Source organism: Sphingomonas immobilis (genome assembly GCF_030580995.1).
GTDB classification, from domain to species: Bacteria; Pseudomonadota; Alphaproteobacteria; order Sphingomonadales; family Sphingomonadaceae; genus Sphingomonas; species Sphingomonas immobilis.
Map to the genome: position 1 here is coordinate 96,598 of NZ_JAUQSZ010000009.1, position 25,760 is coordinate 122,357.

The 25,760-nt window shown below is 66.8% G+C and carries 26 protein-coding genes and 1 tRNA gene; 18 read left to right on the top strand and 9 right to left on the bottom strand.

The annotated features are described in order from the left end of the window. Positions 1–156: 156 nt before the first annotated feature. Both mce and Q5H94_RS13580 read right to left on the bottom strand, forming a co-directional pair. A complete protein-coding gene (mce, locus tag Q5H94_RS13575) occupies positions 157–576 on the bottom strand; it encodes a methylmalonyl-CoA epimerase (RefSeq protein WP_304561819.1) in 420 nt (139 codons plus the stop codon). A gap of 10 nt (positions 577–586) precedes the next feature. Further along, on the bottom strand, positions 587–1,141 hold the full coding sequence (locus Q5H94_RS13580; protein ID WP_304561820.1) for a hypothetical protein: 555 nt from the start codon (positions 1,139–1,141) through the stop codon (positions 587–589). A 138-nt stretch (positions 1,142–1,279) separates the two neighbouring features. Here Q5H94_RS13580 and acs point away from each other — a divergent pair, with 138 nt between their 5' ends. From acs to Q5H94_RS13595, 3 genes are all read left to right on the top strand, one after another. Further along, positions 1,280–3,226, top strand: a complete 1,947-nt coding sequence (acs, locus tag Q5H94_RS13585; RefSeq protein ID WP_304561821.1) for an acetate--CoA ligase — start codon at positions 1,280–1,282, stop codon at positions 3,224–3,226. Positions 3,227–3,821: 595 nt separating this feature from the next. Then, positions 3,822–5,873 carry a M13 family metallopeptidase gene (locus Q5H94_RS13590; RefSeq protein WP_304561822.1) on the top strand — a complete coding sequence of 684 codons (2,052 nt, stop codon included), beginning with the start codon at positions 3,822–3,824 and terminating at the stop codon, positions 5,871–5,873. A 258-nt stretch (positions 5,874–6,131) separates the two neighbouring features. Next, entirely contained in the window at positions 6,132–6,524 is a 393-nt protein-coding gene (locus Q5H94_RS13595; RefSeq protein ID WP_304561823.1) for a response regulator, read from the top strand. Positions 6,525–6,526: 2 nt separating this feature from the next. Here the strand turns inward: Q5H94_RS13595 and Q5H94_RS13600 are convergent, their stop codons facing one another. The 4 genes from Q5H94_RS13600 to pgi all read right to left on the bottom strand — a co-directional run bounded on the left by Q5H94_RS13600 (position 6,527) and on the right by pgi (position 10,051). After that, complete coding sequence (locus Q5H94_RS13600) at positions 6,527–6,889, bottom strand: type II toxin-antitoxin system RelE/ParE family toxin (RefSeq protein ID WP_304561824.1); 363 nt, start codon at positions 6,887–6,889, stop codon at positions 6,527–6,529. Beyond that, positions 6,810–7,052, bottom strand: a complete 243-nt coding sequence (locus tag Q5H94_RS13605; protein WP_304561825.1) for a type II toxin-antitoxin system ParD family antitoxin — start codon at positions 7,050–7,052, stop codon at positions 6,810–6,812. The genes Q5H94_RS13600 and Q5H94_RS13605 overlap by 80 nt, the downstream gene beginning before the upstream one ends. 38 nt (positions 7,053–7,090) lie before the next feature. Continuing rightward, complete coding sequence (gorA, locus tag Q5H94_RS13610; protein ID WP_304561826.1) at positions 7,091–8,440, bottom strand: glutathione-disulfide reductase; 1,350 nt, start codon at positions 8,438–8,440, stop codon at positions 7,091–7,093. A gap of 120 nt (positions 8,441–8,560) precedes the next feature. Beyond that, complete coding sequence (pgi, locus tag Q5H94_RS13615) at positions 8,561–10,051, bottom strand: glucose-6-phosphate isomerase (protein ID WP_304561827.1); 1,491 nt, start codon at positions 10,049–10,051, stop codon at positions 8,561–8,563. A 140-nt stretch (positions 10,052–10,191) separates the two neighbouring features. Between pgi and lepB the strand changes: the two genes are divergently transcribed. The 4 genes from lepB (at position 10,192) to Q5H94_RS13635 (ending at position 13,723) form a co-directional block, all read left to right on the top strand. Then, a complete protein-coding gene (lepB, locus tag Q5H94_RS13620) occupies positions 10,192–11,034 on the top strand; it encodes a signal peptidase I (protein WP_304561828.1) in 843 nt (280 codons plus the stop codon). Further along, positions 11,034–11,705 carry a ribonuclease III gene (gene rnc, locus Q5H94_RS13625; RefSeq protein ID WP_304561829.1) on the top strand — a complete coding sequence of 224 codons (672 nt, stop codon included), beginning with the start codon at positions 11,034–11,036 and terminating at the stop codon, positions 11,703–11,705. Before lepB ends, rnc begins: the two co-directional genes overlap by 1 nt. A gap of 109 nt (positions 11,706–11,814) precedes the next feature. Beyond that, positions 11,815–12,708, top strand: a complete 894-nt coding sequence (era, locus tag Q5H94_RS13630; RefSeq protein WP_304561830.1) for a GTPase Era — start codon at positions 11,815–11,817, stop codon at positions 12,706–12,708. A gap of 85 nt (positions 12,709–12,793) precedes the next feature. Beyond that, a complete protein-coding gene (locus tag Q5H94_RS13635) occupies positions 12,794–13,723 on the top strand; it encodes an AEC family transporter (protein ID WP_304561831.1) in 930 nt (309 codons plus the stop codon). Here the strand turns inward: Q5H94_RS13635 and Q5H94_RS13640 are convergent. After that, positions 13,715–14,413 carry an NAD-dependent deacylase gene (locus tag Q5H94_RS13640; protein WP_304561832.1) on the bottom strand — a complete coding sequence of 233 codons (699 nt, stop codon included), beginning with the start codon at positions 14,411–14,413 and terminating at the stop codon, positions 13,715–13,717. The genes Q5H94_RS13635 and Q5H94_RS13640 overlap by 9 nt on opposite strands. A gap of 293 nt (positions 14,414–14,706) precedes the next feature. On the opposite strand from Q5H94_RS13640, the gene dapB reads away from it, so the two are divergent. The 7 genes from dapB to Q5H94_RS13675 all read left to right on the top strand — a co-directional run bounded on the left by dapB (position 14,707) and on the right by Q5H94_RS13675 (position 20,364). Continuing rightward, positions 14,707–15,435, top strand: coding sequence for a 4-hydroxy-tetrahydrodipicolinate reductase (gene dapB / locus Q5H94_RS13645; protein ID WP_304561833.1), 729 nt, complete (start codon positions 14,707–14,709; stop codon positions 15,433–15,435). Further along, positions 15,432–16,085 carry an endonuclease III gene (gene nth, locus Q5H94_RS13650; protein WP_304561834.1) on the top strand — a complete coding sequence of 218 codons (654 nt, stop codon included), beginning with the start codon at positions 15,432–15,434 and terminating at the stop codon, positions 16,083–16,085. Before dapB ends, nth begins: the two co-directional genes overlap by 4 nt. 44 nt (positions 16,086–16,129) lie before the next feature. Continuing rightward, positions 16,130–16,206 (top strand) — tRNA-Arg (locus Q5H94_RS13655). Positions 16,207–16,431: 225 nt separating this feature from the next. Then, complete coding sequence (locus tag Q5H94_RS13660) at positions 16,432–17,061, top strand: glutathione S-transferase family protein (RefSeq protein ID WP_304561835.1); 630 nt, start codon at positions 16,432–16,434, stop codon at positions 17,059–17,061. Positions 17,062–17,263: 202 nt separating this feature from the next. Next, the gene (locus tag Q5H94_RS13665) at positions 17,264–18,184 is read left to right on the top strand and encodes a hypothetical protein (protein ID WP_304561836.1); all 921 of its coding nucleotides are present in this window, start codon (positions 17,264–17,266) and stop codon (positions 18,182–18,184) included. Continuing rightward, complete coding sequence (locus tag Q5H94_RS13670; RefSeq protein WP_304561837.1) at positions 18,181–19,539, top strand: MmgE/PrpD family protein; 1,359 nt, start codon at positions 18,181–18,183, stop codon at positions 19,537–19,539. Before Q5H94_RS13665 ends, Q5H94_RS13670 begins: the two co-directional genes overlap by 4 nt. A gap of 15 nt (positions 19,540–19,554) precedes the next feature. Beyond that, positions 19,555–20,364: an alpha/beta fold hydrolase gene (locus tag Q5H94_RS13675; RefSeq protein WP_304561838.1), complete on the top strand. Its 810-nt coding sequence runs from the start codon at positions 19,555–19,557 to the stop codon at positions 20,362–20,364. Between the two features lie 46 nt (positions 20,365–20,410). Here the strand turns inward: Q5H94_RS13675 and Q5H94_RS13680 are convergent, their stop codons facing one another. Then, positions 20,411–21,244, bottom strand: a complete 834-nt coding sequence (locus Q5H94_RS13680; protein ID WP_304561839.1) for an alpha/beta fold hydrolase — start codon at positions 21,242–21,244, stop codon at positions 20,411–20,413. Positions 21,245–21,440: 196 nt separating this feature from the next. Between Q5H94_RS13680 and Q5H94_RS13685 the strand changes: the two genes are divergently transcribed. Next, positions 21,441–22,235 carry a glutathione S-transferase family protein gene (locus Q5H94_RS13685; protein ID WP_304561840.1) on the top strand — a complete coding sequence of 265 codons (795 nt, stop codon included), beginning with the start codon at positions 21,441–21,443 and terminating at the stop codon, positions 22,233–22,235. Here Q5H94_RS13685 and Q5H94_RS13690 read toward each other — a convergent pair. Next, entirely contained in the window at positions 22,224–23,189 is a 966-nt protein-coding gene (locus tag Q5H94_RS13690; RefSeq protein ID WP_304561841.1) for a LysR family transcriptional regulator, read from the bottom strand. The genes Q5H94_RS13685 and Q5H94_RS13690 overlap by 12 nt on opposite strands. A 160-nt stretch (positions 23,190–23,349) precedes the next feature. Between Q5H94_RS13690 and Q5H94_RS13695 the strand changes: the two genes are divergently transcribed. The 3 genes from Q5H94_RS13695 to Q5H94_RS13705 are packed head-to-tail and all read left to right on the top strand — an operon-like array spanning position 23,350 to position 25,743. After that, on the top strand, positions 23,350–24,210 hold the full coding sequence (locus tag Q5H94_RS13695; protein WP_304561842.1) for an alpha/beta hydrolase: 861 nt from the start codon (positions 23,350–23,352) through the stop codon (positions 24,208–24,210). Beyond that, positions 24,203–24,394, top strand: coding sequence for a hypothetical protein (locus Q5H94_RS13700; protein WP_304561843.1), 192 nt, complete (start codon positions 24,203–24,205; stop codon positions 24,392–24,394). Before Q5H94_RS13695 ends, Q5H94_RS13700 begins: the two co-directional genes overlap by 8 nt. Next, positions 24,391–25,743 carry an amidase gene (locus Q5H94_RS13705; RefSeq protein WP_304561844.1) on the top strand — a complete coding sequence of 451 codons (1,353 nt, stop codon included), beginning with the start codon at positions 24,391–24,393 and terminating at the stop codon, positions 25,741–25,743. The genes Q5H94_RS13700 and Q5H94_RS13705 overlap by 4 nt, the downstream gene beginning before the upstream one ends. Positions 25,744–25,760: the final 17 nt, after the last annotated feature.

Sequence of the window (25,760 nt, forward strand, 5' to 3'; positions counted from 1 at the left end):
GGACATGCGGCCGGTTCGGGTCCACCGAAATATTGTCGCGAAATGTCGCCGGCACCGTATCGTCGCCCCGGCGGAGGCCGGGGCCGCTGCGATATCTGGCACGACGATCGCCACGAACATCGCGGCCCCGGCCTCCGCCGGGGCGACGAGGTGGGATCAATGCGCCTCCTTCGGCGTCTCCATGATCTCGGTCAGCACGCCGCCCATGTCCTTGGGGTGGACGAAGAACACGAGCGTCCCGTGCGCGCCGATGCGCGGTTCGCCGAGCACGCGCGCGCCCTTGCCCTCGAACCACGCCTTCGCCTCATGGATTTCGGGCACTTCGTAGCAGACGTGGTGCTGCCCGCCCGCCGGGTTCTTGGCGATGAAGCCGTGGATCGGCGACGCCTCGCCCAGCGGCTCGATCAGCTCGATCTGCGCGTTGGGCGTATCGACGAAGCACACCCTCACGCCCTGCGGCGGCAGGTCGAAGGGCTCCCCGATCCTGGTCGCGCCGAGCACGTCGCGGTACAGCGCGATCGACGTTTCGATGGAAGGCGTCGCGACGCCGATATGGTTCAGTCTTCCGAGCTTCATGTAAGTACCTCTACTGGTCTGGATCGACGGGTTTTTCCGGCGGTGGCGGCGGTGCCACGGGCATCTGGCCAAAGACATAGCCGCACGCATCGAGCACCTGGCGGATCACCGTCTCGCTGCCCGGCCCCGCAAACGTGGCGTCGATCGGCACGTTGTCGGTGCCGATCGCGCGGACCTTGATCGCCTTGGCATGCGCGATCGCCACCGTCAGCGTCGTCACCACCGCATCGTTGGCGATATAGGCGCCGCCGCCGGGGAACTCCCAGTTGGTGCCGAGCGCCTGCCCGTCATCGGGCGTGATCGTCACCGGGCGCGGGCTGGCCTTGGCGAAGGGCGGCTTCGGAATGAACTGCACCGACGCCGCCTTGATGTCGGGCTTGGGCAGGTCGCAGCGCACGACGAGCCGAGACTTGCCGTCGGCGGCATGGACGGAGGTGGAGACCGAGCCGAGCTTCGTCGCCGGATCGATCTTCACGACCGGTGCCCAGTCCGGCGTCGCGGGCGGCGCGGCCGGCGCGGGGGCCGCTGTCGCCGTAGCGGCCTGAAGCAACATCAAGAGCACCATGATTCCCCCTCCCGCATCCCCGAACGGTCCCGGAGGATTGGCAAATGCGGGGCCGCGTTACAAGCGCAACCGCATGCGCACCTTGCGCACTTGCCACCGCGCGCTATCCCCCGGCAAAAGGCGCGCCGGGAGAAGACGATGGCCGATCAAGACCTGTACCCGGTTCCAGCCGAATGGGCTGCGCGCGCGCGCGTCGATGCCGCCGGGTATGATAAGCTCTACGGCCGCAGCCTCGCCGATCCCGGCACCTTCTGGCTCGAACAGGCACGCCGGCTCGACTGGATCAAGCGGCCGGAGATCGCCGGCGACTGGTCGTTCGAGGCGCATGATTTCCACATCCGCTGGTTCAGCGACGGCAAGCTCAACGTCTCCGCCAATTGCCTCGACCGCCACCTCGCCAAGCGCGGCGACCAGATCGCGCTGATCTGGGAACCCGACGATCCCAGGGCCGAACCGCGCCGCTTCACCTACCGCGAGCTCCACGCCGAGGTCTGCCGCTTCGCCAATGTGCTGAAGGCGCAGGGCGTCGCCAAGGGCGACCGCGTCACCATCTACCTGCCGATGATCCCCGAGGCCGCCTTCGCGCTCCTCGCCTGCGCGCGGATCGGCGCGATCCATTCGGTCGTGTTCGGCGGTTTCTCGCCCGAGGCGCTGGCGGGCCGGATCGAGGATTGCGGATCGAAGATCGTCGTCACCTGCGACGAGGGCCGCCGCGGCGGAAAGAAGGTGCCGCTCAAGGCCAATGTCGACGCATCCGCCGCCCACGCGCCCGGCCTCGCCACCGTTGTCGTCGTCAGATCGACCGGCGGCGACGTCACGATGCAGCCGGGCCGCGACGTGTGGTATCACGAAGCGGCGGAAGGGCTCCCCGCCACCTGCCCGCCCGAGCCGATGGGCGCGGAAGATCCGCTCTTCATCCTCTATACCTCGGGCTCGACCGGAAAGCCCAAGGGCGTCCTTCACAGCTCTGGCGGCTATCTCCTCTGGGCGAGCCTGACGCACGAACTCGCCTTCGATTACCGCGCCGGGAACGTCTGGTGGTGCGCCGCCGACGTCGGCTGGGTGACGGGCCACACCTATATCCTCTACGGCCCGCTCGCGAACGGCGCGACGACCTTGATGTACGAGGGCCTGCCCAACTGGCCCGACGCCAGCCGCATCTGGCAGGTGTGCGACCGCCACCAGGTCCACACCGTCTACACCGCGCCGACCGCGCTGCGCGCGCTGATGAAGGACGGCGACGATTTCGTGAAGGCGACCAGCCGCGCGTCGCTGAAACTGCTCGGCACCGTCGGCGAGCCGATCAATCCCGAGGCATGGCGCTGGTATCACGACGTCGTCGGCGAAGGCCGCTGCCCGGTCATCGACACCTGGTGGCAGACCGAGACCGGCGGCGCGATGATCGCGCCGATGCCGGGCGCGACCGATCTCAAGCCCGGCTCCGCCACCAAGCCGATGCCCGGCGTCGATCTCCAGTTGGTCGATGCCGAAGGCCAGGTGCTGACCGGCGCGGCCGAGGGCAACCTCGCCATCACGCGCAGCTGGCCGGGGCAGATGCGCACCGTCTGGGGCGATCACGAACGCTTCTTCCAGACCTATTTCTCGACGTATCCGGGCAAATATTTCACCGGCGACGGCTGCCGCCGCGACGCGGACGGCTATTACTGGATCACCGGCCGCGTCGACGATGTCATCAACGTGAGCGGCCACCGCATGGGCACCGCCGAGGTCGAGAGCGCGCTCGTCCTGCATCCCAAGGTGGCGGAGGCCGCCGTCGTCGGCATGCCGCACGACATCAAGGGCCAGGGCATCTACGCCTATGTGACGCTCAACGCGGGCGAGACCGCGTCGGACGAGCTGCGCGCCGAGCTGGTAAAATGGGTCCGCACCGAAATCGGCCCGATCGCCGCGCCCGACAAGCTCCAGTTCGCCCCCGGCCTGCCCAAGACGCGCAGCGGCAAGATCATGCGCCGCATCCTGCGCAAGATCGCGGAGGGCGACGTGTCGAGCCTTGGGGATACCTCGACGCTGGCGGACCCGGCGGTGGTGGACGATCTGGTGGCGAACCGGGTCGAAGCGGGGTGAAGGCGCGCGCGCCGCGCGCCGGTGCGCGAAAGCGCATCAACCCGCACGGCCGGCGGGTCGGGTAACACCCGAACCCGGCCGACGGCTTTGCGGGCGGCGGGCGTAGCGGGGGACGGCTTTCGACCCGTTGCGGATAGCGCCGAACGGCGTCTTCCGACCATTTGCGAGCCAAGTTTCTTCTCCCCTCCCGCCTTCGCGGGAGGGGCTGGGGGAGGGTCTTCTTCTTTCTACGGTTGCAAAAAGAAGACCCTCACCGACTACGACTAGGCCCGCATGAAGAATGCGGACCAAGTCTCCGTTGCCTCTCCCGCGAACGCGGGAGAGGATGAGTGAAGTCGCCTCTCCACCCAATCCCGGACATTCCCGCTGTCCTACACGCCGCCGTTCTGCAACACTCGCCACCGCTCTTTCCCATCGTCGGCTCGTCTCTCGACGACGCGCTCCCGCCTGCGCGAAAAACAGGCGGACCAGTGTGACCCTAGTGTGACTTTCCGTGCCCGATCGGCGCGGCCGCGACCCCGCGCAATCCCCATTGCCGCCCCTGCGGCTCACCGCTACAAAGCGGCAATACACCGTATTTTTCCGAGGGGATTTCATGCGCCTGTCCACTTTGCTTCGTACGTCCGCGATCCTTGCGCTCGTTGCCGCCGCCCCGCTCGTCGCCAAAAACGCCGCGCCCGACGCGACGACCGCCAAGGCGAAGTACGGCAGCTTCGGCATCGATCTCACCGCCAAGGATCCGTCGCTGAAGCCGGGTGACGATTTCTGGGCCTATGCCAATGGCGGCTGGGACAAGCGCACGCAGATCCCCGCCGACAAGGCCGGCGTGGGCTATGGCAACATCCTCAGCGACGAGGCCGAGGCGAACGTCCGCCTGATCCTCGACGACATGGCCGCCAACCCCGCGAAATACGGCACGACCGGCAAGCAGGTCGGCGATTTCTACGCAAGCTGGATGGACGAGGCCGGCATCGAGGCAAAGGGCACCGCCCCGCTCAAGCCCTATCTCGCCAGGATCGCGGGCGTGAAGGACAAGGCCGGGCTGCAGGTGCTGTTCGCGACCGTCGGCTACGCCTCGCCGGTCGAGATCGGCGTCATCCCCGATCTCGCCGATCCGACGCACTATGTCGCCGCCGCCGGCCAGGGCGGGCTGGGCATGCCGCGCGATTATTATCTGCTGCCGGGTGAGAAGTACGACGCCTTCCGCAAGGCCTACCGCGCCTACATCCAGCACGTTCAGGAACTGGCCGGCATCGCCGACGCCTCGGCCAAGGCCGATGCCATCATGGCACTCGAAACCGCGATGGCGAAGGATCAGTGGACGCCCGAGCAGAGCCGCGACATCGCCGCGATCAACGATCCCGAGGATCTCGCCGGGTTGAAGGCGAAGGCGCCCGATTTCGACTGGAAGCTGCTGCTCGACACCGCCGGCGTCAACGGACCGCGCAAGGTGCTGATGACGCAGAACACCGCGCTGACGGCGATGGGCAAGATCTTCACCGCGACGCCGCTTTCGACCTGGAAGGATTACGTCGCCTTCCACTTCGTCAGCGATCACGCCAACGTCCTGCCCAAGGCGTTCGACGACGCGCGCTTCGATTTCTATTCGAAGACGCTGTCGGGCGTGCAGGTCCAGCGCGACCGCTGGAAGCGCGGCATCCAGCTCACCAACGGCGCGCTCGGCGAAGCGGTCGGCCAGCTCTACGTCGATCGCTATTACCCCGCCGACAGCCAGGCGAAGATGACAGAGCTGATCGAGAACCTGCGCGCCGCCTATCAGGAGCGTATCTCGGGCTCGACCTGGATGGATGATGCGACGAAGAAGGCGGCGCTCGTCAAGCTCGCCGCGTTCGAGCCGCGCATCGGCCATCCCGACAAATATATCGATTACAGCAGCTTCAAGGTCGTGCGCGGCGATCTGCTCGGCAACACGATGCGCGCGGGCGAGTTCCAGCACGCGCTCGAGCTGTCGCGCTTCCCCAAGCCGGTCGATCGCACCCTGTGGGATATGACGCCGCAGACGGTGAACGCCTATTACAACCCGCTCGCCAACCAGATCACCTTCCCAGCCGCGATCCTGCAGCCGCCCTATTTCGATCCGAACGCCGATGCGGCGGTCAATTACGGCGCGATCGGCGCGATCATCGGCCACGAGATGGGTCACGGCTTCGACGATCAGGGGTCGCAGTTCGGCCCGACCGGCAAGGTCGAGAACTGGTGGACCGACACCGCCAAGACCAGGTTCAAGGCGCGCACCGGCGCTCTTTCCGCGCAGTACGACGCCTATGAGCCGATCCCCGGCACGCACATCAAGGGCGCGCTCACGCTCGGTGAGAATATCGGCGATCTCGGCGGGATCGAGGCGGCCTATTCCGCCTTCCAGCGCTACCAGAAGCAGCACGGCAAGTCGGCGGTGGTCGGCGGGCTGACCGGCGACCAGCGCTTCTTCCTGTCCTTCGCGCAGGCGTGGCAGTCGAAGCGGCGCGAGGGCGCGGCGCGGCAGGCGCTCCTCACCGATCCGCACAGCCCGCCCTATTTCCGCGTGAACGGCATCGTCCGCAACGTCGACGCCTGGTACGCCGCGTTCGACGTGAAGCCCGGCGACAAGCTGTACCTGCCGCCCGAGCAGCGCGTGCATATCTGGTAAGGCCCGAGCGAGGCGGTCAGCGGAGCTGACTGCCGGTTCGCGCAAGCGAACGCGAACGGCCGGCCGGCGCGGGCAAGCCCGCGTCCGACGGGGCGGGATTCACTCCCGCCCCGGCCCGCCAAACCGCTTAAGCCAATCTGAATCCCGCCCTACGCAATAACCCGACCGTAGTTTCCCGCGGGTGCGCGCCGCGAAATCCTGGCGTAAATCCATCCTTGAAGTGCTGCGCATTCCTGCGACGCACGTCTGGGGCAATGCGTGAACGGCAAGATCCGGGTTCTGGTGGTCGACGATTCGCTGACGATGCAGAAGGCGCTCGGCATGGTCTTTGCGCGCGAACAGGACATGGACGTGATCGGCTATGCCGCATCGGGCGAAGAGGCCGAGCGCATGATCGACCGGCTCCGCCCCGAAGTCGTGACGATCGACATCGGCCTGCCCGGCCTCGACGGCCTCGGCCTGCTCGATCACCTCCGTCAGGGCCACTGCCGCTCGCGCACCGTCGTGCTGTCGAGCACGGTGACCGCCGCCAACGATGCTGTCCGGCGCGGCGCCTTCGGCTTTTTCGACAAGCGCCGCGTGCTGAGCGACGCGGGCGAACTCATCGACCTCGTCCGCCACGCCGCCGGCGGCTACAAACTGGCGAGCTGAGGTCAGGCATCGAAGGCTGAGCGCTCATCCATTGCGGAATGAAGCACGCGTAGCACGCGGACCAGATCACCTTCGATCTCGTAATATATGCGACGGCGGCGATGCGTCAGCTTGCGGACACCCGGCAGGATTTTGCTGAGCGGAGCACCGATTTCGGGATGCGCGATCAACCGCGCAAAACTGCCTTCGAAGCTGGAAAAATAGTCGCGCGCCGCATGCTCGCCGAAGGCGAGCGCCGTGAACGCGACAATGTCTTCGAGATCATCTTCGGCCGCCGCCGTACGCTCAAGCCGCATTGCGCCGGCGCAGACCGTCAGCCAGAATTTCTTCCATCGTTCGCGTGCCCGGCCCGGAGGCGCGACCATATTCCAACGCCTCGCGCAGTTGCGCGTCCTTTTCGCGCATTTCCAGATCGCGCCGCACTAACTCGCGCAGATAGTCGCTGGCGCTGGAATACGTGCCGGCGGCGACAGTGTCGTCGATCCAAGACTTCAGCCCGTTGGGCAGCGAAAAGTTGATCTGTGCCATGCGGAGTTACATACATATCCGCACGGATTCGCACAACATCACTTCAGCAGCACCAGCTCCTCCGCCATCGTCGGATGCAGCGCCACGGTCTCGTCGAAAGCGTCCTTGGTCAGCCCCGCCTTCACCGCGATCGCCGCCGCCTGCAGGATTTCCGGCACGTCCGGGCCGATCATGTGCAGACCGAGGATCTGCCCGGTGTCGCCGTTACACACCATCTTGTAGAGCGCGCGCTCGTTGCGGCCCGCCAGCACGTTTTTCATCGGCCGGAAATCCGACGTGTAGACCTTCACCGTCCCGTATTTGTTCTTGGCCGCGCTCTCGGTCAGGCCGACGCCCGCGATCGGCGGGTGGCTGAACACCGCCGCCGGGATGTTTTCATAATCGACCCGCGTGGGCTTGCCGCCGAACACCGAGTCCGCAAACGCCTGCCCCTCGCGGATCGCGACGGGAGTGAGCTGCACGCGGTTGGTGACATCGCCGACCGCGTAGATCGATTCGCACGACGTCCGATTGTCGTCGTCGACCGGGATTGCGCCCTTCTCGTCCACGACGATGCCGGCATTCTCCAGCCCGAGTCCCTTGGTATTGGGGTCGCGACCGGTCGCGAACATCACGCAATCGGTCTCGATCGGATCATGGCCCGTCATCTTGACGAGCAGGCTGCCGTCGGCCTGCTTCTCGATCCCCTGGAACGCCGCGTGGAAGCGGAACTGCAGCCCCTTCATCATCGAGATCTGCAACAGCCGGTCGCGGATCTGCTCGTCATAGCCGCGCAGGATCACGTCGGTGCGGTTGATGAGCGTTACCTGCGCGCCGAACTGATGGAAGATGCCGGCAAACTCGTTGGCGATATAGCCCGCGCCCGCAATAACGATGCGCTTCGGCACGGCGTCGAGGTGAAACGCCTCGTTCGAGGTGATGCCGAGCTCGTGCCCCGGACATTCCGGCACGGCGGGAGTCGCGCCGGTCGCGATCAGGATCTTGCCCGCACTCACTTCCCGCCCGTCACCGAGTTTCAGCGTGTGCGGCCCAGTAATGACGGCACGGTCGTGGAGGATCTCGACCTTGTTGTTCTCCAGCGTCGACGTGTACGCCTGGTTGATCCGGTCGACCTCCTCGAAGACGTTGGCGGTCAGCACCTTCCAGTCGAAATCGCAGTCGGGCACGTTCCAGCCGAAGCGCCGCGCATCGGCCAGATCCTCGGCGAAATGCGCGCCGTAGATCAGCAGCTTCTTGGGCACGCAGCCGCGGATGACGCAGGTGCCGCCGACGCGGTGCTCCTCTGCCACTGCTACCTTCGCCCCGTGCGCCGCCGCCACCCGCGACGCGCGCGTGCCGCCGGAACCCGCGCCGATGACGAAGAGGTCGTAGTCGTATTTTTCAGTCATTCACGAAACTCCGTGGCGCTTACCAAACCCATTCCGTTCGTGCTGAGCGAAGTCGAAGCACGTGCCCGGAACACGCCCTTCGACTTCGCTCAGGGCGAACGGAGCGGGAAAACCCTGTCTTTACCCAAACGCCCGCTTGATGAGGTCGGTGGTGGAGACGTCGAATTCCTGCCCGCCCTTGTCCGCCGCCTTGGCCATTTCCTTGCCCAGCTCAACCCCGAACTGGTCGAACGAGTTGATCCCCAGCAGCACGCCGTTCACGAACACGCGGTGCTCGTAGAAGGCGATCAGCGCCCCTAGAGTGCGCGCATCGAGCGTGTCGAGCAGGATCGTCGAGCTCGGGCGGTCGCCCGAATAGCTGCGTGCGAGATCGTCGTTCGCCCGCCCCGCCATCAGCGCCGCACCCTGCGCGAAGGCATTGAGCAGCAACTGCCGGTGATGATCCTCGCTCTGCGTATCGCCGGGCTCGATCACCGCGATGAACTCTACGGGAACGAGGTGCGTGCCCTGATGGAGCAGCTGGAAAACGGCGTGCTGCGCGTCCGTGCCGACGCCGCCCCAGGTGATCGCCGCACTCGGCCGGTCGAGCTTCTGGCCGTCGATCGTCGTACCCTTGCCGTTCGATTCCATCTCGAGCTGCTGGAGGTACGACGGCAGCAGCCGCAGCCGCTCGTCATAGGCGAAGGTCGCGCGCGTCTCGCAGTGGCGGACCTGCGCGTAATAGAGGTCGGCGAACGCCGCCAGCGCCGGCGCGTTCTCTGCCAGAGCCGTCAGGCGGAAGTGCCGGTCCATCTCGGCCGCGCCCTCCAGCAGTTCGGAAAACTCGTCCCAGCCCACCGCCAACGCCGCCGGAAAGCCGATCGAACACCACAAGGAATAGCGCCCGCCGACCGACTCCGCGAACGGCAGCACGCGCGTCTCGTCGACGCCCCATTCCACCGCCTTGTCCGGGTCCGCGGTCAGCGCGACGACGCGGCCGTAGACGTCCTCGACGCCGGCCTCGGTCATCCACTGCAGCACGCTCTCGGCGTTGAGCATCGTCTCCTTGGTGGTGAAGGTCTTGGAGGCGACGACCAGCAAGGTCGCGGCCGGGTCGCACACCGCGAACGCCTCCTCCAGCGCCTCGCCGTCGACGTTGGAGACGATATGCACCTCGTAGCGCCCGGCATCGCGGCCGAGCGCATCGACCAGCAGATCGGGCCCGAGCGCCGATCCGCCGATGCCGACATGGATCACCGACTCGATATCGCCGAGCGCACCCTGCTCGATCGCATCGATCAGCGCGCGCATCCGCGCGTGCAGCGCCTGCGCCTTGGCGACGTCCTCCTCGCTGCCCTCGCCGCGCTCGGCGGTGTGGGTGACGGGGCGCCCTTCCGTGGTGTTGATGACCTTGCCCGAGAACAGAGCCTCGCGCTTGCCCGCCAGATCCTGCGCCTTGGCGAGCGCCTCGAACGCGGCGACGGCATCCTTGGTCAGATGCGTCTTCGACCAGTCGAAATGCAGCCCCGCGACATCGGCGCTGAACGTCGCCAGTCGCGCATCGTCGGCGGCGAACAGATCGGTGAGCTTTTTGGCGGGCAGGGCTTCGATCGCGGTCCAGTCGGCAGGCATGGGGGAGTACCTCGGATGTTGTTCGCGTATTGGCGACTTGGGAGGGGGGACGCCTGACATCGCCCTAACGTTCCCCGGTTACAACCGCCAGCTTGACGGCCCGCTTGACGACAGGGCGGGGCACGATCAAACCGCCCGCGATGACCGACACCGAAATCCCTGCCGAAAGCCTTCCGAAAAAGGCGAAAAAGCCGGTCTCCGAAACGCGCGAGACGATCGTCTTCCTGCTCAAGCTGTCGATCGTCGTGTTGATCTTCCGCAGCTTCATCTTCTCGCCCTTCTCGATCCCCAGCGAATCAATGATGCCGCGCCTGCTGATCGGCGACTATCTCTTCATCTCGAAATGGAATTACGGCTATTCGAAGCATTCGCTGCCGTTCAGCATCCCGCTGATCCCCGGCCGCATCTTCGCCCGCAACCCGGAGCGCGGCGACGTGGTGGTGTTCAAGGCACCGCCCGGCAACGATCAGGATTACATCAAGCGCGTCATCGGCCTGCCCGGCGACAAGATCCAGATGGTCCACGGCCAGGTGATCCTCAACGGCAAGGCCGTGCCGAAGCAGCGTGTCGCCGACTTCACGCTGCCGCTCACCCCTAACTACGACGCGCGCGCCTGCCCCAGCGAGTTCCAGGACGTCGACGCGAAAGGCGGGGCGATCTGCCGCTACCCGCGCTTCCGCGAGACGCTGCCGAACGGCCGCAGCTACGACGTGCTCGATCGTGGCGAGATGCCCGACCGCGACGAAACCGGTGTCTACGACGTGCCCGCCGGCCATGTCTTCCTGATGGGCGACAACCGCGACAACAGCGGCGACAGCCGCTTCCCCGCCGAGGAGAACGGCCCGATCGGTATGGTTCCGCTCGAAAATCTCGAGGGCAAGGCGGTGGTCGGTTTCTGGTCGACCGACGGTTCGGCGAGCTGGTTCCTGCCCTGGACGTGGTTCACCGCCGCGCGCTGGAGCCGGATCGGCCAGGGCTTCTGATGACCGACGCCCCCCTCGCCGCCTGGATCGCGGCGAGCCTCGGCTACGCGCCCGCCGATCTCGCGCCCTACGACCGCGCGCTGACGCACGGCAGCCAGGCCTCCGACAATTACGAGCGGCTCGAATTCCTCGGCGACCGCGTGCTCGGCCTCGTCATGGCGGAATGGCTGTTCGAACTGTTCCCGAACGAGGCCGAAGGCGCGCTGTCGAAGCGCCAGCACATGCTCGTCTCGGGCGCGACCTGCGCCGACGTCGCGCGCAGCCTAGGCGTGCCCGCGCATCTCCGCCTCGGCAAGCAGGCACGCGATGCGGGCGCGAGCGACAGCGACAATGTGCTCGGCGACGTGATGGAGGCGCTGATCGGCGCGCTCTACCTCGACGGCGGCCTCGCCCCCGCGCGCGCCGCGATCCGCAAGGGCTGGGGCCAGCGCGTGACCGAACAGCGCAAGGCGCCGCAGCATCCCAAATCCGAATTGCTAGAATGGGCCGCCGCCAACCGCCGCAAGCCGCCCGCCTACACCATCCTCGACCGCTCCGGCCCCGATCACGCCCCCCGCTTCACGATCCGCGTCGCGCTCGGCGACTATGCGGAAGCGAGCGCGGAGGGAGCCTCCAAACAGGAAGCGGAAACGGCGGCGGCGGCGGCGTTGCTGGCGAAGGTAAAGGCATGAACCCCCACCCCGTTCGTGCTGAGCGCAGTCGAAGCACGTGCCACACGCGCTCCGCTCCGGTACACGCCCTTCGACTTCGCTCAGGACGAACGGAAGAAGAAATGAAAGCATGAACCAACATTGCGGCCTCGTCGCCGTCCTCGGCGCGCCGAATGCCGGCAAGTCCACGCTCGTCAATGCGCTCGTCGGGCAGAAGGTGGCGATCGTCAGCCCCAAGGCGCAGACCACGCGCACCCGCCTGCTCGGCGTCGCCATCGAGGGCGAGGCGCAGATCCTGCTGGTCGACACGCCCGGCATCTTCGAGCCCAAGCGCCGGCTCGACCGTGCGATGGTGAGCGCGGCGTGGGGCGGCACCGAAGGCGCCGACATCCTCGCTTTGGTGGTCGATGCCAAGGGGGGCCTGCGCGAGAAGGTCACCGAAATCGCCGAGAGCATCGCGACCCGGCCCGAGCCCAAATACCTCATCCTCAACAAGGTCGATCTCGCCGACAAGGCGAAGCTGCTGCTCCACGCCGAGCGCCTGAACGGCCTCGCCCCCTTCGCCGAGACCTTCTTTGTCAGCGCGCAGACCGGCGACGGCCTGCCCGAGCTCAAAAGCCATTTCGCGAAGGCGATGCCCGAAGGCCCCTGGCACTATCCCGAGGATCAGGTCTCCGATGCGACCGAACGCGCGCTCGCCGCCGAGGTGACGCGCGAACAGCTCTACCTCCAGCTCCACGCCGAACTCCCCTACGCCTCCGCCGTCGAGACCGAGAAATACGAGGAGCGCGAGGACGGATCGGTCGAGATCCACCAGCAGATCATGGTCGAGCGCCCGACGCAGCGCGCCATCGTCCTCGGCAAGGGCGGCGCGCGCATCAAGGAGATCGGCGCCCGCGCCCGCGCCGAACTCGCCGAGATCACCGGCCGCCCGGTCCACCTCTATTTGCACGTGAAGGTCCGCCCCGGCTGGGACGACGAACGCGACGTCTACCGCGAGATCGGGCTCGACTGGGTCGATTGAGGCTTGTCTCCAGCGCGCGCCCGGCTGCGCATTGCGCACGCACGCCGGGCTCGACTGACACTGCGAACGCCCTAGAGGGAAGGATGTGACCGTCCTCTCCGCCGTCCTGCCCGTTTTCCTCACCATCGCCGCCGGCTGGCTGTTCGGGCGCATCCGCAAGATCGACGGAGGCGGCGTCGCCCTGCTCAACGCCTATGTCGTCTGGGTCGCGCTCCCCGCCCTGCTGTTCGATTTCATCGCCGAGGCCGATTGGGCGGTGCTCGGCCAGGGCCGTTTCGCGCTCGTGTTCTTCGGCGGCATCGCGATCACCTTCCTCGCGACGATGCTGCTGCCGGCGCGGGCCGGCGACGGGCGAGGCCTCGCCGACCGCTCGATCCAGTCGCTCGCCGCGAGCTATGCCAACACCGCGTACATGGGCATTCCCCTGCTCGGCACGCTGTTCGGCGCGGCGGGCACGGCGGCGGCGGTACTCGCCTCGATCCTGACGGTGTGCCTGATCTTCGCCTTCTCGATCGCCCTGGTCGAGACCGACGTGCGGCGCGGCAGCGGCTTTGCGGCCACGCTGCTGCGCGTCGGCGCGGGCGTGCTGCGCAATCCCATCGTCCTGTCGCCGCTCGCCGGGCTCGCGTGGAACCTCACCGGCCTCGCCATGCCCCACGCCGCGCAGAGCTTCCTCAAGCTGCTCGGCGGCTCGGCGACGCCGGTCGCGCTGGTGACGATCGGCATGTTCCTCGCGATCCCGCGCCCCGCCGTGCCGAAGCTGCCGCTCGCGCTCACCGCCATCGCCAAGCTCGCGCTGCAGCCGCTCGCTACCGCTGCGCTGCTGATGCTGATCCCGCTGCCGAAGCCCTGGGCGGCGGCCGCGCTGCTGCTCGCGGCGCTGCCGACCGGCACCGGCCCGTTCATGGTCGCGCAGCTCTATGGCCGAGACATGGCGCTCACCGCGCGCACGATCCTCATCACGACGATCCTGTCGGTCGCGACCGTCTCGGGGCTAGCCTTCCTGCTAATCTAGCACCGCATCGACCCACGCCGGCACCAGCACGCTCGCCGGGCCCAGCCGCGTCTCGGCGAAATAGGCGCTCCCCGCCGACGCCTCGAGGTTGAGCTCGAGCGTATCCGCCCCGTGATAGCGCGCGCCCTGCACGAACCCCGCCGCCGGATAGACCGCGCCCGAGGTGCCCACCGACACGAACAGATCGGCCTCCCCCAGCGCGCGCTCGATCCGCTCCATCTGATACGGCATCTCGCCGAAGAACACGATGTCGGGCCGCATCTCGGGCGACATGCACGTCCCGCACACGCTGCCCGGCGGCAGCGGCCCCGCCCATTCGACGCGCTCCCCGCACCCCGCGCACAGCGCCGAGAGCAATTCGCCGTGCATGTGCAGCACGCGGTTCGCCCCGGCCCGCTCGTGCAGGTCGTCGACATTCTGCGTGACGATCAACAGCTCGCCGCGCCACTCGCGGTCGAGCCGCGCCAGCGCGAGATGCGCCGCGTTGGGCTCCACCGTCGCGAGCGCCGCCCGTCGCGCATCATAGAAACGGTGTACCAGCTCGGCATCGGCAGCCAGCGCCTCGGGCGTGCAGACATCCTCGACGCGGTGCCCTTCCCACAATCCGCCCGGCCCGCGGAAGGTCGCGAGCCCGCTCTCGGCGGAGATCCCTGCGCCGGTGAGGATGACGATGTTGCAGGGGGCGGGCATGAGACAGGCTTAACCGATGCCCGCCGCCTCCGCCATGGGCGGTTACTGTCCTACAGTCCGCATTTCCGTCATGGACGCCCGATGCGCCGCCGCAACCACCCTGCCACGATCCTCCCGACTGCCGCGATTTCCCCGGCGAGGAATGCGAACAAGCGGGGACGTAGCGTAAATTTCGTAAACTTTCGCGCGCGTGCTTCCGCCGGCCCCGCGCCCGAAAAAAGCGCGCCGCCCCTGTCCCGCCGCGCCGCTTTCTGCCATGCGCGCTCCCGCAAACCGGCGGGAGTGGTGAAGCGATGACGGCGATCGGAATCCTGGGCAGCGCGGGCAAGATGGGGCAGGCGATCGCCGGCGTCGTCGCCGATCTCGGCGGCACGGTGGCGGGCGGCATCGACGCGGGCGGCGATCCCCACGCGCTCGCCGCCGCGTCGGACGTGCTGGTCGATTTCTCGACGCCCGGCGCGCTCGCCGCCAACCTCGCCGCCGCACGCGACACCGGCACGCCGATCCTGATCGGCACGACCGGCCTCGCGCCTTCGCACCTTGCGCTCGTGCGCGATGCGGCGGCCGAGATCGCGGTGCTGCAGACGGGCAACGTCTCGCTCGGCGTCACCTTGCTCGCCAAGCTCGTACAGGAAGCGGCGGAGCGGCTCGGCCCCGAATGGGATATCGAGATCCTCGAAATGCATCATCGCCACAAGGTTGACGCGCCCTCGGGCACCGCGCTGCTGCTCGGCGAGGCGGCGGCCGCTGGGCGCGGCACGACACTGGCCGAGGCCAAGGTCGCCGACCGCGCGGGCCTCACCGGCGCGCGTTCGGAGGGGACGATCGGCATGGCTTCGATGCGCGGCGGATCGGTGGCGGGCGATCACCTCGTCGTGTTCGCCAGCGAGGGCGAGCGCGTCGAGATCGGCCACCGCGCCGAGAATCGCGCGATCTTCGCGCGCGGCGCGGTGACGGCGGCGCTGTGGCTCGCAGGCAAGCCCGCCGGCAGCTACTCGATGGCGGAGGTGCTGGGCGTTTGAAGAAGGCCGATGTCGTAGAGTTCTACAGCCGGCTTGCCGCCGACAATCCGCACCCGGAAACGGAGCTGGAGGCGGGCAATCCCTTCCAGCTCGTCGTCGCGGTCGCGCTGTCGGCGCAGGCGACCGACATCGGCGTCAACAAGGCGACGCGGGCGCTGTTCGCGGAGGTAAAGACGCCGCAGCAGATGGTCGCGCTCGGCGAGGATGGGCTGAAGGCGCACATCAAGACGATCGGCCTGTTCAACACCAAGGCCAAGAACGTCATCGCCCTGTCCGAGAAACTGATCACCGATTTCGGCGGCGAAGTTCCGGCCGACCGCGACGCGCTCGAGACGCTCCCCGGCGTCGGCCGCAAGACCGCCAACGTGGTGATGAACGTGGCCTTCGGCGCGGAGACCTTTGCCGTCGACACGCACATCTTCCGCGTCGGCAACCGCACCGGCCTGGCGCGCGGCAAGACCCCGCTGGCGGTGGAGCTCAAGCTCGACAAGGCGACGCCCCAGCCCTTCCGCCTGCACGCCCACCACTGGCTGATCCTCCACGGCCGCTACGTCTGCAAGGCCAGGAAGCCCGAATGCTGGCGCTGCATCGTCGCCGATCTCTGCGCCTACAAGCCCAAGACCCCGCCGCCGAAGACGCCCGCCAACTAACGGCTGGCGAAACCCCGGCGGCTTTGCTACGCGCTCGTCCCCAGGCACCCGTAGCTCAGCTGGATAGAGCGCTGCCCTCCGAAGGCAGAGGCCACTGGTTCGAATCCAGTCGGGTGCACCAGCTCAAACGCTCGCCTGAGATGGCGCTTCACCGCACGCAGCATCGCGAACGGTCCCGCTGCGATATCGCTGCCGTTCCTTTACCCTTACCGTCCGCGATGTGGACGGTCTTGCGTCCCGGCTCGCAAGCCAGACCGGCATCGTGCGTATCGTCCACGGACGAGAACTCGGACGCTTCCACACTCAGGAATGCCGAGGCTCCCACATGCCATCTGGAGGGCACAACGTGACGATCACTATCTTCGGCAGCATAGGGTCGCGCGCATCGCGGTGTTTGTGGACAATCGAGGAAACCGGCCAGCCCTATCAATGGGTGCCGATCAGCACCCTCGACGGGGCCAATCGATCGTCCGAATATCTCGCCATCAATCCTTCCGGCAAAATCCCCGCGATGACCGACGATGCCGTCGTCATGACCGAATCGACCGCGATCAACCTCTATATCGCGCAGCATTACGGGCAGGCCTCGCTATGGCCCGACGATCGGGCAGTCCAGGCCAGGATCCTGCAATGGACCTTCTGGTCGGCGACCGAGATCGAATATTATATCGGCGCGATCTTCCCGCATCTCGTGATGAAATCGGAGGAACAGCGGGATCAGGCTTTCGTCGATCGGCTGCTGGGCGAGATGATGCCGAAATTCGGCGAGCTCGAACGGGCGCTCGCCGGTCAGGAGTATGTGCTCGGCGACTTCACGCTCGCCGACATCAACCTAGTCGTCCAGACGCTGACCATTACCGATCGCTTCGGCCTGACGCTCGATGAATTGCCGAACATCAAAGCGTGGACCGAACGGTGCCGCAATCGCCCCGCACGGCGCAAGGTCGACGCTTTGGCTGCGGCCGCCCGAAAATAGCCTTGCCTCTCGCGTCGTGGCCGATTTCACCGGCAAGACGGTCATCACCGCGCCGCTTGAGCCGATCCTTGCGCCGATGTGACGAGCTGTCCGGTAACCGCACGACCGGCCGGAAACGCAACGCATCTCGACATTTGCTCATTCGATCGCGGTCGATCTGCGGTTTAGCCCGGATCGATCCACCCTGTCGGAGCTGTTGACCATGAACGCCCTCCTGCAAACCGAGAATACCGCGCAGATCGCTCGCGTGACAGCGGGATGGAAGAAGGCGGGGCTGCCGTTGGCCGCAGTCCGCCGCTACTGGCGTGACGTTCACAGCCCCGCGATCGCGCGCCGCGCCGGCATCTGGGATTATCGTCACTTCCAGTATGATCCAGTTCGCGCCGATCTTTTCGCGCCGCTCGACGGCATCCTCCTCGCCTGCCCGCAGGACGAGCAGTTGATGTGGACATCGGACGTTCGCTACGCCGACGAAGCCGCGCTCGATGCGTTCGGCGCATCGCCCGGGCCGGAGGCGAAAGCACTGATTCTCGGCGATATCGACCTGATCGTCGATCAATCGACCACCTACAAGGCCGTCGGCGCCAACGCTCGAACCTTTCGGGACGATACGGGCGAAGCGACACCCCAGGGCACACCGCTGCATCCCACCTACGAAATCTTCGTGCGCCAGCGCGGCGACGAGGCGTCTTTCCGGGCAACGATGACTAGGCTGGCCGAGGCCTGGGCCGCCGCGCCCGGCGTCATGCGGGTGCGCCTCAGCCTTCTCGACGCACCCGACATGGAAGCCGAGCGTGCCGCCGGCTATCCCATCAAGACGCATCCGGTCGAACGCCAGTATCAGGCGTGGATTGACCTGACGCTGCAGAATGATGCCGCGGCGCGGCCGTTGCTCGGCGCAGTCCCGGATCTCGCCGAGCATGTGAGCACCGTCCACGCCTATCCGGTGACGACCTTGTGTACGTTCAACTACGCCGGCAGGCCAACGCTGGCGGGGCTGCGGGGTTTTCCCGCCTATGAGGCGCTGACGGCACTCGGCGGCTTGCACCAGGCCGAGCCGGCGCTGTTGGAATGGATGTACGGTGATGTCGCGGTGGGCGTGACGCTGGACCCGAACGCATGACGGTCGCACAGCGGCTCGCCGCGTTCATCGTCTCGCAGCGCAACGCCGGTCTGCCCGCAGAGGTGATCCACGAGGCCAAGCGGCTTTTCCTGAATCAGCTCAAGGCCAGCGTCGGTGCGACCACGCACCCCGCGATCGGCATTCTCGCCGATTGGGCAACGGCGGACACGCAGGGCCGCGGCGGCGCGCACATATTGTGGTCGGGCGTTGAGACGACGCCGCAGCAGGCCGCGATCGTCAATGGGGCGCTCTATGAGGTTCTAGACTTTCATGACACTTTTATTCCCTGCTTCATGCACGCTGTATCCGGGGTTCTCCCGGCGGTCGCAGCCGTTGCGGAGCAGCGCGGCGCGTCCGGCGCGGACCTGCTGAATGCGCTGGCGATCGGGCTGGAGGTCGAGCTCGCGGTCGCGACGATTTTGATGCCCAGCGCCTATTATCGCGGCGCGGTGCCGGCGGGCCTGACCGGCGGTGTCGGTGCCGCTGCGGCGTGCTGCGCGCTGCTCCGCATCGATGCGGAGCGGACCACGCATGCCCTGGGCGCGGCGATGTGTACCGCGTTCGGGCTCTATGCGTCGGTCGGCAGCATGACCCTGTCCTATATCACCGGCGCGACCGCCCGCTCGGGCGTCGCCGCCTTCGAACTGGCCGAACGCGGGTTCACCGCGCCCGCAACCGCGTTCGAGGGGGACCGCGGAATGTTCCAGGCGCATTGCGACGAGGACCGGGCCAAGATCGAGACCGTGCTCGCCACGCTCGGCCGGGAATGGCGGATCTTCGGGCAGACGTACAAGGTGGTGCCGACCGAGACGATCACGCACGGGCCGGTCGAATGTGCGCTGGCGATCCTGCCCCGCGCCGCAGGCCGCATCGTCGATCGCATGACGTTCCGGGTGAACCCGCTGGTGCAGTCGATCGCCGACGAACGCCGTGCGCGGTTCGGCGCACCGTCGAGCGAGAGCGAGGCGTGTTTCGACCTGCGGCATTGCGTCGCGGCGGCATGGCTGCGGGGCCATTTCACCACCGCCGAAACCGCGCCCGCCTGCTACACCGATCCTGCCGTCCTGGCCTTGCGCGACCGCATCGACCTGATTGCCGATGACAGCCGCAAGACGTTCGAGGGTTGCTCGCTCGAAGTGACCTTCACCGATGGCTCTTACGAGGCGCACAACGTCGATTTCTTCCTCGGCACGCCGGGCGCGCGCGTGCCCGACCAGATGCTGGTCGACCTGCTCGCGCAATATGGCCGCGGCGTGATCCCGGATGGCCGGGCGGAAGAGATCGCCGCCGCCATCTGGACGCTCGACGAGGCGCCGAGCCTCGCCCCGCTCTTCGCGCTGTTACGCACCACCTGACTGGAGACTGATCCCATGACCATCGTTACCCTGCCCGGCGGTGAGACGATCTGGTACAAGACGACCGGCACGGGCCGACCGCTCCTTCAGATCCACGGCTCTGCATTCGGGCACAAAAATTTCGCGGCGATGACCCCGCTGATGGCGGAGCATTTCCAGACGATCGACTTCGATCTCCCGGGCTATGGCGAAAGTCGCGGCGCACCTCGCCCCGGCGGCATGGAAGGCCTGGCAGAGGTCGTCTACGAATTCATCGTCGCCGCCGGCTTCGAGAAGGTTTCGATCCACGGCACGTCGTTTGGGGCGATGATCGGCCTCACGCTCGCGGCGCGGCACCCCGAGGTGGTCGATCGGCTGATTCTATCCTGCTTCATGGCGCGCTATGATCTGGCCGCGCGTCTGATGCGATCGACGTGGAAACAGGCGGCGCGCGATTCGGGCATGCGCGCGGTCAGCGATCTCACGTCTGTCGCCGGTTTCGCGCGCAGCTATTACGAACGCCCCGAGGCGGACGCCCAACTCGACGCGATGCGCGAGGCTTTTTCCAAGACCGATCCAGCCGCCTTCATCGCAGGCACCGAGACGATCGAGCGTACCGACCTGGCCGATTGCGTAGCGAAGATCGTAGCACCCACGCTGATGATCGCCGGCGCCGAGGACAATATGACCCCGTTCCGTCCCGGTGAGTCGGGCCTCGGCATGTCGAAGATCGCCGAGATGATCCCCGGTGTCGAATGCCACGTCATCCAGGATTGCGGGCATTATCTCGTGCTGGAGCAGCCGGAGCTGGCGCGGGACTTCATCACCGCGTTCATGGCACGCTGAACAAGGCAGCCGGAGCGCACCGGACGGGTGCGCTCCGGCGCGCGTTTCACACCGTCAGAAAATCAGCGATGACGGTGAAGATGCGCTGCCGCGGATGCTGGAGATGCGCATAGTCGCCGCCGCCCGGCACGATCACCAGCGCCTTGTCCTCCAGCGGGAGCTTGCGGAAGAAGTCTTCCCGAACCGCGCCGCCCTGCATGTAATCCTGCTTGGCCGCCGCATGGCCGTACAGCATCAGCGTCGGATTGCGGAGCGCGGTCGCATCGACCTGTACCGATCCGCGCTCGTTCTCCACGCGGATGCCGTTCGGTGCCTTCAGCTCGCCGTCCTCGGCCTGGCGGGCCAGCGCCTCGCGCGCGGCGAGTTCGGTGAACTCGTCTTCGAGCTTGTTGAAGAAATAGTCGTAGGTGTTCAGCCACCACGGCGAATCCTCCGTGAAGGGAATCGTATTCCCCCCGCCCAGCGCCGCATCCATCAGCACCAGCCGCCCGACCCGCTCGGGATGGCGCGCGGCGAAATGGCCGACGATCCGCCCGCCCCACGACCAGCCGAGCAGATGCGGTTGCGCAAACCCCTGATCCTTCGCCCAATCGAACACCGCCGTCAGATCCTCGATCGCCTGCTCGGTGCCGACATCGAGCGGATCGTGCGACAGGCCGGACTTGCGATAGCCGCGCACCGCAAAGGTCACGACCGCGAAGCCGCGCGCGACCAGGGCATCCATCATCGAATGATCCGACCGGCCGTCGAACTGAAAATCATAGCCGAGCTGCCCCGACAGGTTGGCCCCCTGACACAGGATCACCAGCGGCCGCCCGGCCTCCAGGTTCTTGTGCCGCACGTCGATCTTTCCTGCAGGCCCGTCTATGAAGATATCCACGCAATCGCTCCCTGTTTCGAAACGATCACGCTAGGTTGCGGCGGGCAGGAAAAAAGCGACTGTCACGCATAGCATCTTGCGTGTCGCGCCAAGCGCGGCGGATTGCGCTTGGCGCAACCCGGTGGACCGCAAGCGCGATTGCCGCCGCCTGCCGCAGCCTTAGCATGAAGCCGTTATCCAACGATCAGGGACCGCCATGCCGGAACCAGTCTATACGCTGTATCAGTTCCCCGGCTGCCCGTTCTCGGAGCGTGTGGAGATCCTGCTTTCGCTGAAAGGCCTGGAGAATATCTGCCGCGACGTGGAGATCGACCTTTCCAAGCCCCGGCCGGACTGGCTGCTTGCCAAGACCGGAGGCACGACCGCGCTTCCGGCGCTCGACATGCCGCACGGCACGCTGAAGGAAAGCGCGGTCATCCTGCGCTTCTTCGAGCAGACCTTTCCCGAACCGCCCGTTGCCCGCGCCGACCCGTATGAACACGGCGTGGAGTCGATCATCGCCGCGCTCGACGGCGCATTGTCCGGCGCGGCCTATGCGTTGCTGCGGAACCGCGACCGGGCACAGGACGGCCATCTGCGGTTGGCCGTGGACGGGCAGTTCGCCCGCATCGACGCGGCCCTGCGCCACTATGCCACGCACGGCGATTTCGTGTTCGATCGCTTCGGCTGGGCGGAGACGGTTTTCACGCCCGTGTTCAAACGGTTGTGGTTCCTGGAATATTATTGCGACTACACCATTCCGGCCGAACTGGCGCGGGTGGCGGCCTGGCGTGCGGCCTGTCTGGAACACCCCGCCGCACAGGCAAGGAGCCGTGAGGAAATCCTGAAGCTCTATTATGATTATTCGCGCGGCGCGGGCGGCGGTGCGCTGGTCGAAGGCCGCGAGGTTTCCAGCTTCACGCTCGATCCCCACTGGTCCACCCGCCCGATGCCGCCGCGCGACAAATGGGCACCGGCGGCCAGCGATCGTGCGCTTGGGCTATTGGCCTGACGTGTCGGCGGCCGGCGCGCTGCTGCGCGGCGTGAGGGTGCGCGCCTTGCGCACGGGCGGCGTCTTGCCCAGCGCCGCGCGAAAACGGTCGAGCAGGAATTGCGCTTGCGGCGTCAACACGCCGTGCCGCCGGTGGAAAAAGCCGATCTGCGAATCCTCGACCGGCGTTTCGCAATTGAGCTGGACGATGAACCCGTCGCGGACATCGCGCGCCGCCGCCTCGGCCGGCAGGATCGTCACCGCATCGCTGTCGCGAAGACAGCTGCGGATCAGATGAAGCGAATCGGTGGTCAGCGACTGGCTCGGCGCCATCAGGCCGCGCCGCGCGAAAAAGGCGGCGAATGCCCGCTGGACCGCGCTGCTCGTCAGCATCATCCAGTCTGCCTCTGCGAGATCGGTGACCGACACCGATTCCTTTTCGGTCAACGGGTGCCCGACCCGGACGAAAACCTTGGACTGATGCGCGCGCAACCGCTCCACCACGACGCCATCGTCCTGCATCAGCGATCCGATGATGCCGAAGCCGAAGTCGATCGCCTCGGTGTTGATCATCGTCACCAGTTCGAGGAACCCGCCGGTCAGCACCTTGAGCCGCAAGGCCGGGCGCTCGCGCCGCACCGCGCTCAGGATTTCCGGCACGACGTAATTCGCGTAATTCTGCGTCACGCCGATGGTGACATGACCGAAGCGCGCCTCTTCGATCGCCCGCAATTCCTCGATCGAGCGCTGCACCTCGTTCAGGATCACCTGCGCACGGCGCAACACGCTCAGGCCGTAGACCGTCGGCTCCACGCCCTTCGGTTTGCGATCGAGCAGCGGAACGCCGAGCCGGTCCTCCAGGCTCTTGATGCTGCGACTGAGGCCGGATTGGGAAATGCAGCTTTCTTCGGCCGCCTTGAGCAGATTGCCGTGCGTTACGGCGGCCATGAGGTGTCGAAGCTGCTGAATTTCCATTGCGTGCCCTTCGCGACCATTCACTCCCAACAAAGGCGACTTGTCAAACTTTTCCGCAAGGCGAGGATCGCTCGCTTGCCGTCCGGTCATAGGACGATGCGGAAAACCACAATTCTGCATCTGCCGAAACTCTCTAGGATGGGCCGATTGCGGAGCCCTTATGTCGATACAAAATCTGCTGATCCCCGGCCCTGATGGCGACCTGTCGGTTCGGGTCAAAGCGCCGTCGCGCGCAAGCGCGGGGGCGGTAGTCCTGGTCCAGGGTTCCAATCTTACCGGCCAGTCGATGTTCGACTTCAGCTTTCCCGGCGGTGACGATTATTCGCTGATGGACCAGATCGTCGCGCTGGGCTTCACCGCGGTCACATTCGCGATTCGCGGGTACGGTGCCTCCACACTCTCGGGCGATCCCTTCGGCGTCACCACCGAAGCGGCGATCGAAGACCTTGCCGCGGTGATGGCGTGGACGATCGGCCAAGGCCATCATCGCCCGCATCTGCTCGGCTTCTCCTGGGGCGGCCGCATCGCCGGCCGCTATGTCGAAACGCATGGCGACACAGTCGATCGGCTGATCCTGTACGATCCCGCGCGCGGCGGCGGCAATGTCGTCTTGCCGGCGCCGGGGCCCGGCGACGGATGGTGGATCAATTCACCGGACTTCTATCTCGAAAAATTCGAGCCGCAGCACACGGCCGCGGATTTGCGGGCGGCACTGGCGACGCATGTCGTCGCGCATGACGCACGCGCGCCCAACGGCATCCGGCTGGAAAACGCCACGCCGGTCACCGCCATCCGGCCCGGGGAAATCCGGCGTCCCACGCTGCTGGTCTACGGAATCGACGCGGCCAAGGCGAGTTACATGCAGGGCGGCGTATCGCGCGCCGATTTCTTCGAGCAACTCGCCACGGACGACAAGAGCTTCGTGATCCTGCCCGGCGGCGGCGATTTCCTGCATTTCCAGCACGGACGGCACCGGCTGTTCCAGACGATCGCGGATTTCCTGGCGGCACCCGGTGCCTGATTCACCCCCGGCGATCGACGATGCCGCGATCGCGGCATGGGCCTGTGCGATCGGGCTGGAGACGGCGATGCGGGAACGCCCCCAGGAGATTCACGACGCGGCGCGTGCTGCGCTGACGCTGGGCGCGTCGCTCGCGCGGCTCGAGGCGGCGATGGCCGAGCCCCCGCCGCCCCTCGCGCCATGAGCGACCCCTGCTGGCTCGGGGTGGCCGGGCTTGCGAAAGCCTATCGCACGGGCAGCCTGCGTCCCACCGATCTGACCGAGGCGCTGATCGCCCGGATCGACCGCCTCGAACCCGCGCTTCACGCTTTCATAGCGCTCGATCGCGAGGCCCTGCGCGCCGACGCGCGCGCCGCCGACGCCGTGTTCGCGCACAATGGCGATCCCGCGCCGCTGACCGGCATTCCGATCGGCATCAAGGACGTGATCGACGTGGCGGGTTTTACCACGACCTGTCATTCCGCGATCCTCGAACATGCGCCACCTGCCACGCTCGACGCGGCCGTCGTCACGCATTTGCGCAGGGCCGGCGCGACCATCGCCGGCAAGCTCGCCACGCATGAATTCGCGATCGGCGGACCGGCGTTCGACCTTCCCTTTCCGCCCGCGCGCAACCCCTGGAACGTCGCCCATCACCCCGGCGGTTCCTCGTCGGGCGCCGGCACCGCGGTCGCGGGCGGGCTGTTGCCGGGCGCGATCGGGACGGATACGGCCGGGTCGGTTCGCAACCCGGCGAGCGCGTGCGGAATCGTCGGTCTCAAGCCCACCCGCGGCGTTGTGCCGACCAAGGGGGTTTTCCCGCTTGCGCCCAGTCTCGATCATGTCGGCCCGCTGGCGCGCTGCGTCGACGACGTCGCTCTGTTGTTCGCGGCGATGACGGCGCAGAAGATACGATCGGGCATGCCCGGCAAGATCGAGGACGTTCGCATCGGTGTGGTCCGCCATTTCCACGAGCGCGACATGCCCTGCGACGACGCCGTGGCGGCTGCGTTCGAAGCGGCGGTGTCGGTACTGGCCAGGCTGGGCGCCAGGATCGTTCCGATCGACCTCGCGCCGCTGAACGATTTTGCAGACGTGACACGCGCCGTCATGCAGGCGGAAGGTTTCGCCGTTCACCGTGCCTGGATGCGGGCGCGGCCGGGCGACTATTGCGCGATCACGCGCCGCACGTTGCTGCCGGGCGCGTTTCTGTCCGCCGATGCGCTCGCCACGGCGCTGCGGCTGCGGGCCGCCTTGTTCGCCAATGTCGAGGATACCTTCGCCGGCGTCGATATCCTGCTCACCGCCAGCAGCATGACGCCAGCATGCCGGATCGACGATCCAGCGGAAATTGCGCGAACCTACATGCGGAACGCGCGCGCGCCGTTCAATCTGACCGGCCACCCGGCTCTGGCGATGATGGCGGGCCTCTCGCCGGACGGTCTGCCGCTGTCGATCCAGTTTGCTGCGCGCCGGCACCAGGAAGCGCTGCTGCTGAACGTCGCGGCCGCCTATGAGCAGGCGATGGGTGGGCCGCGGCGACCGCCGATTTGATGCCAAGGATTGCAGAT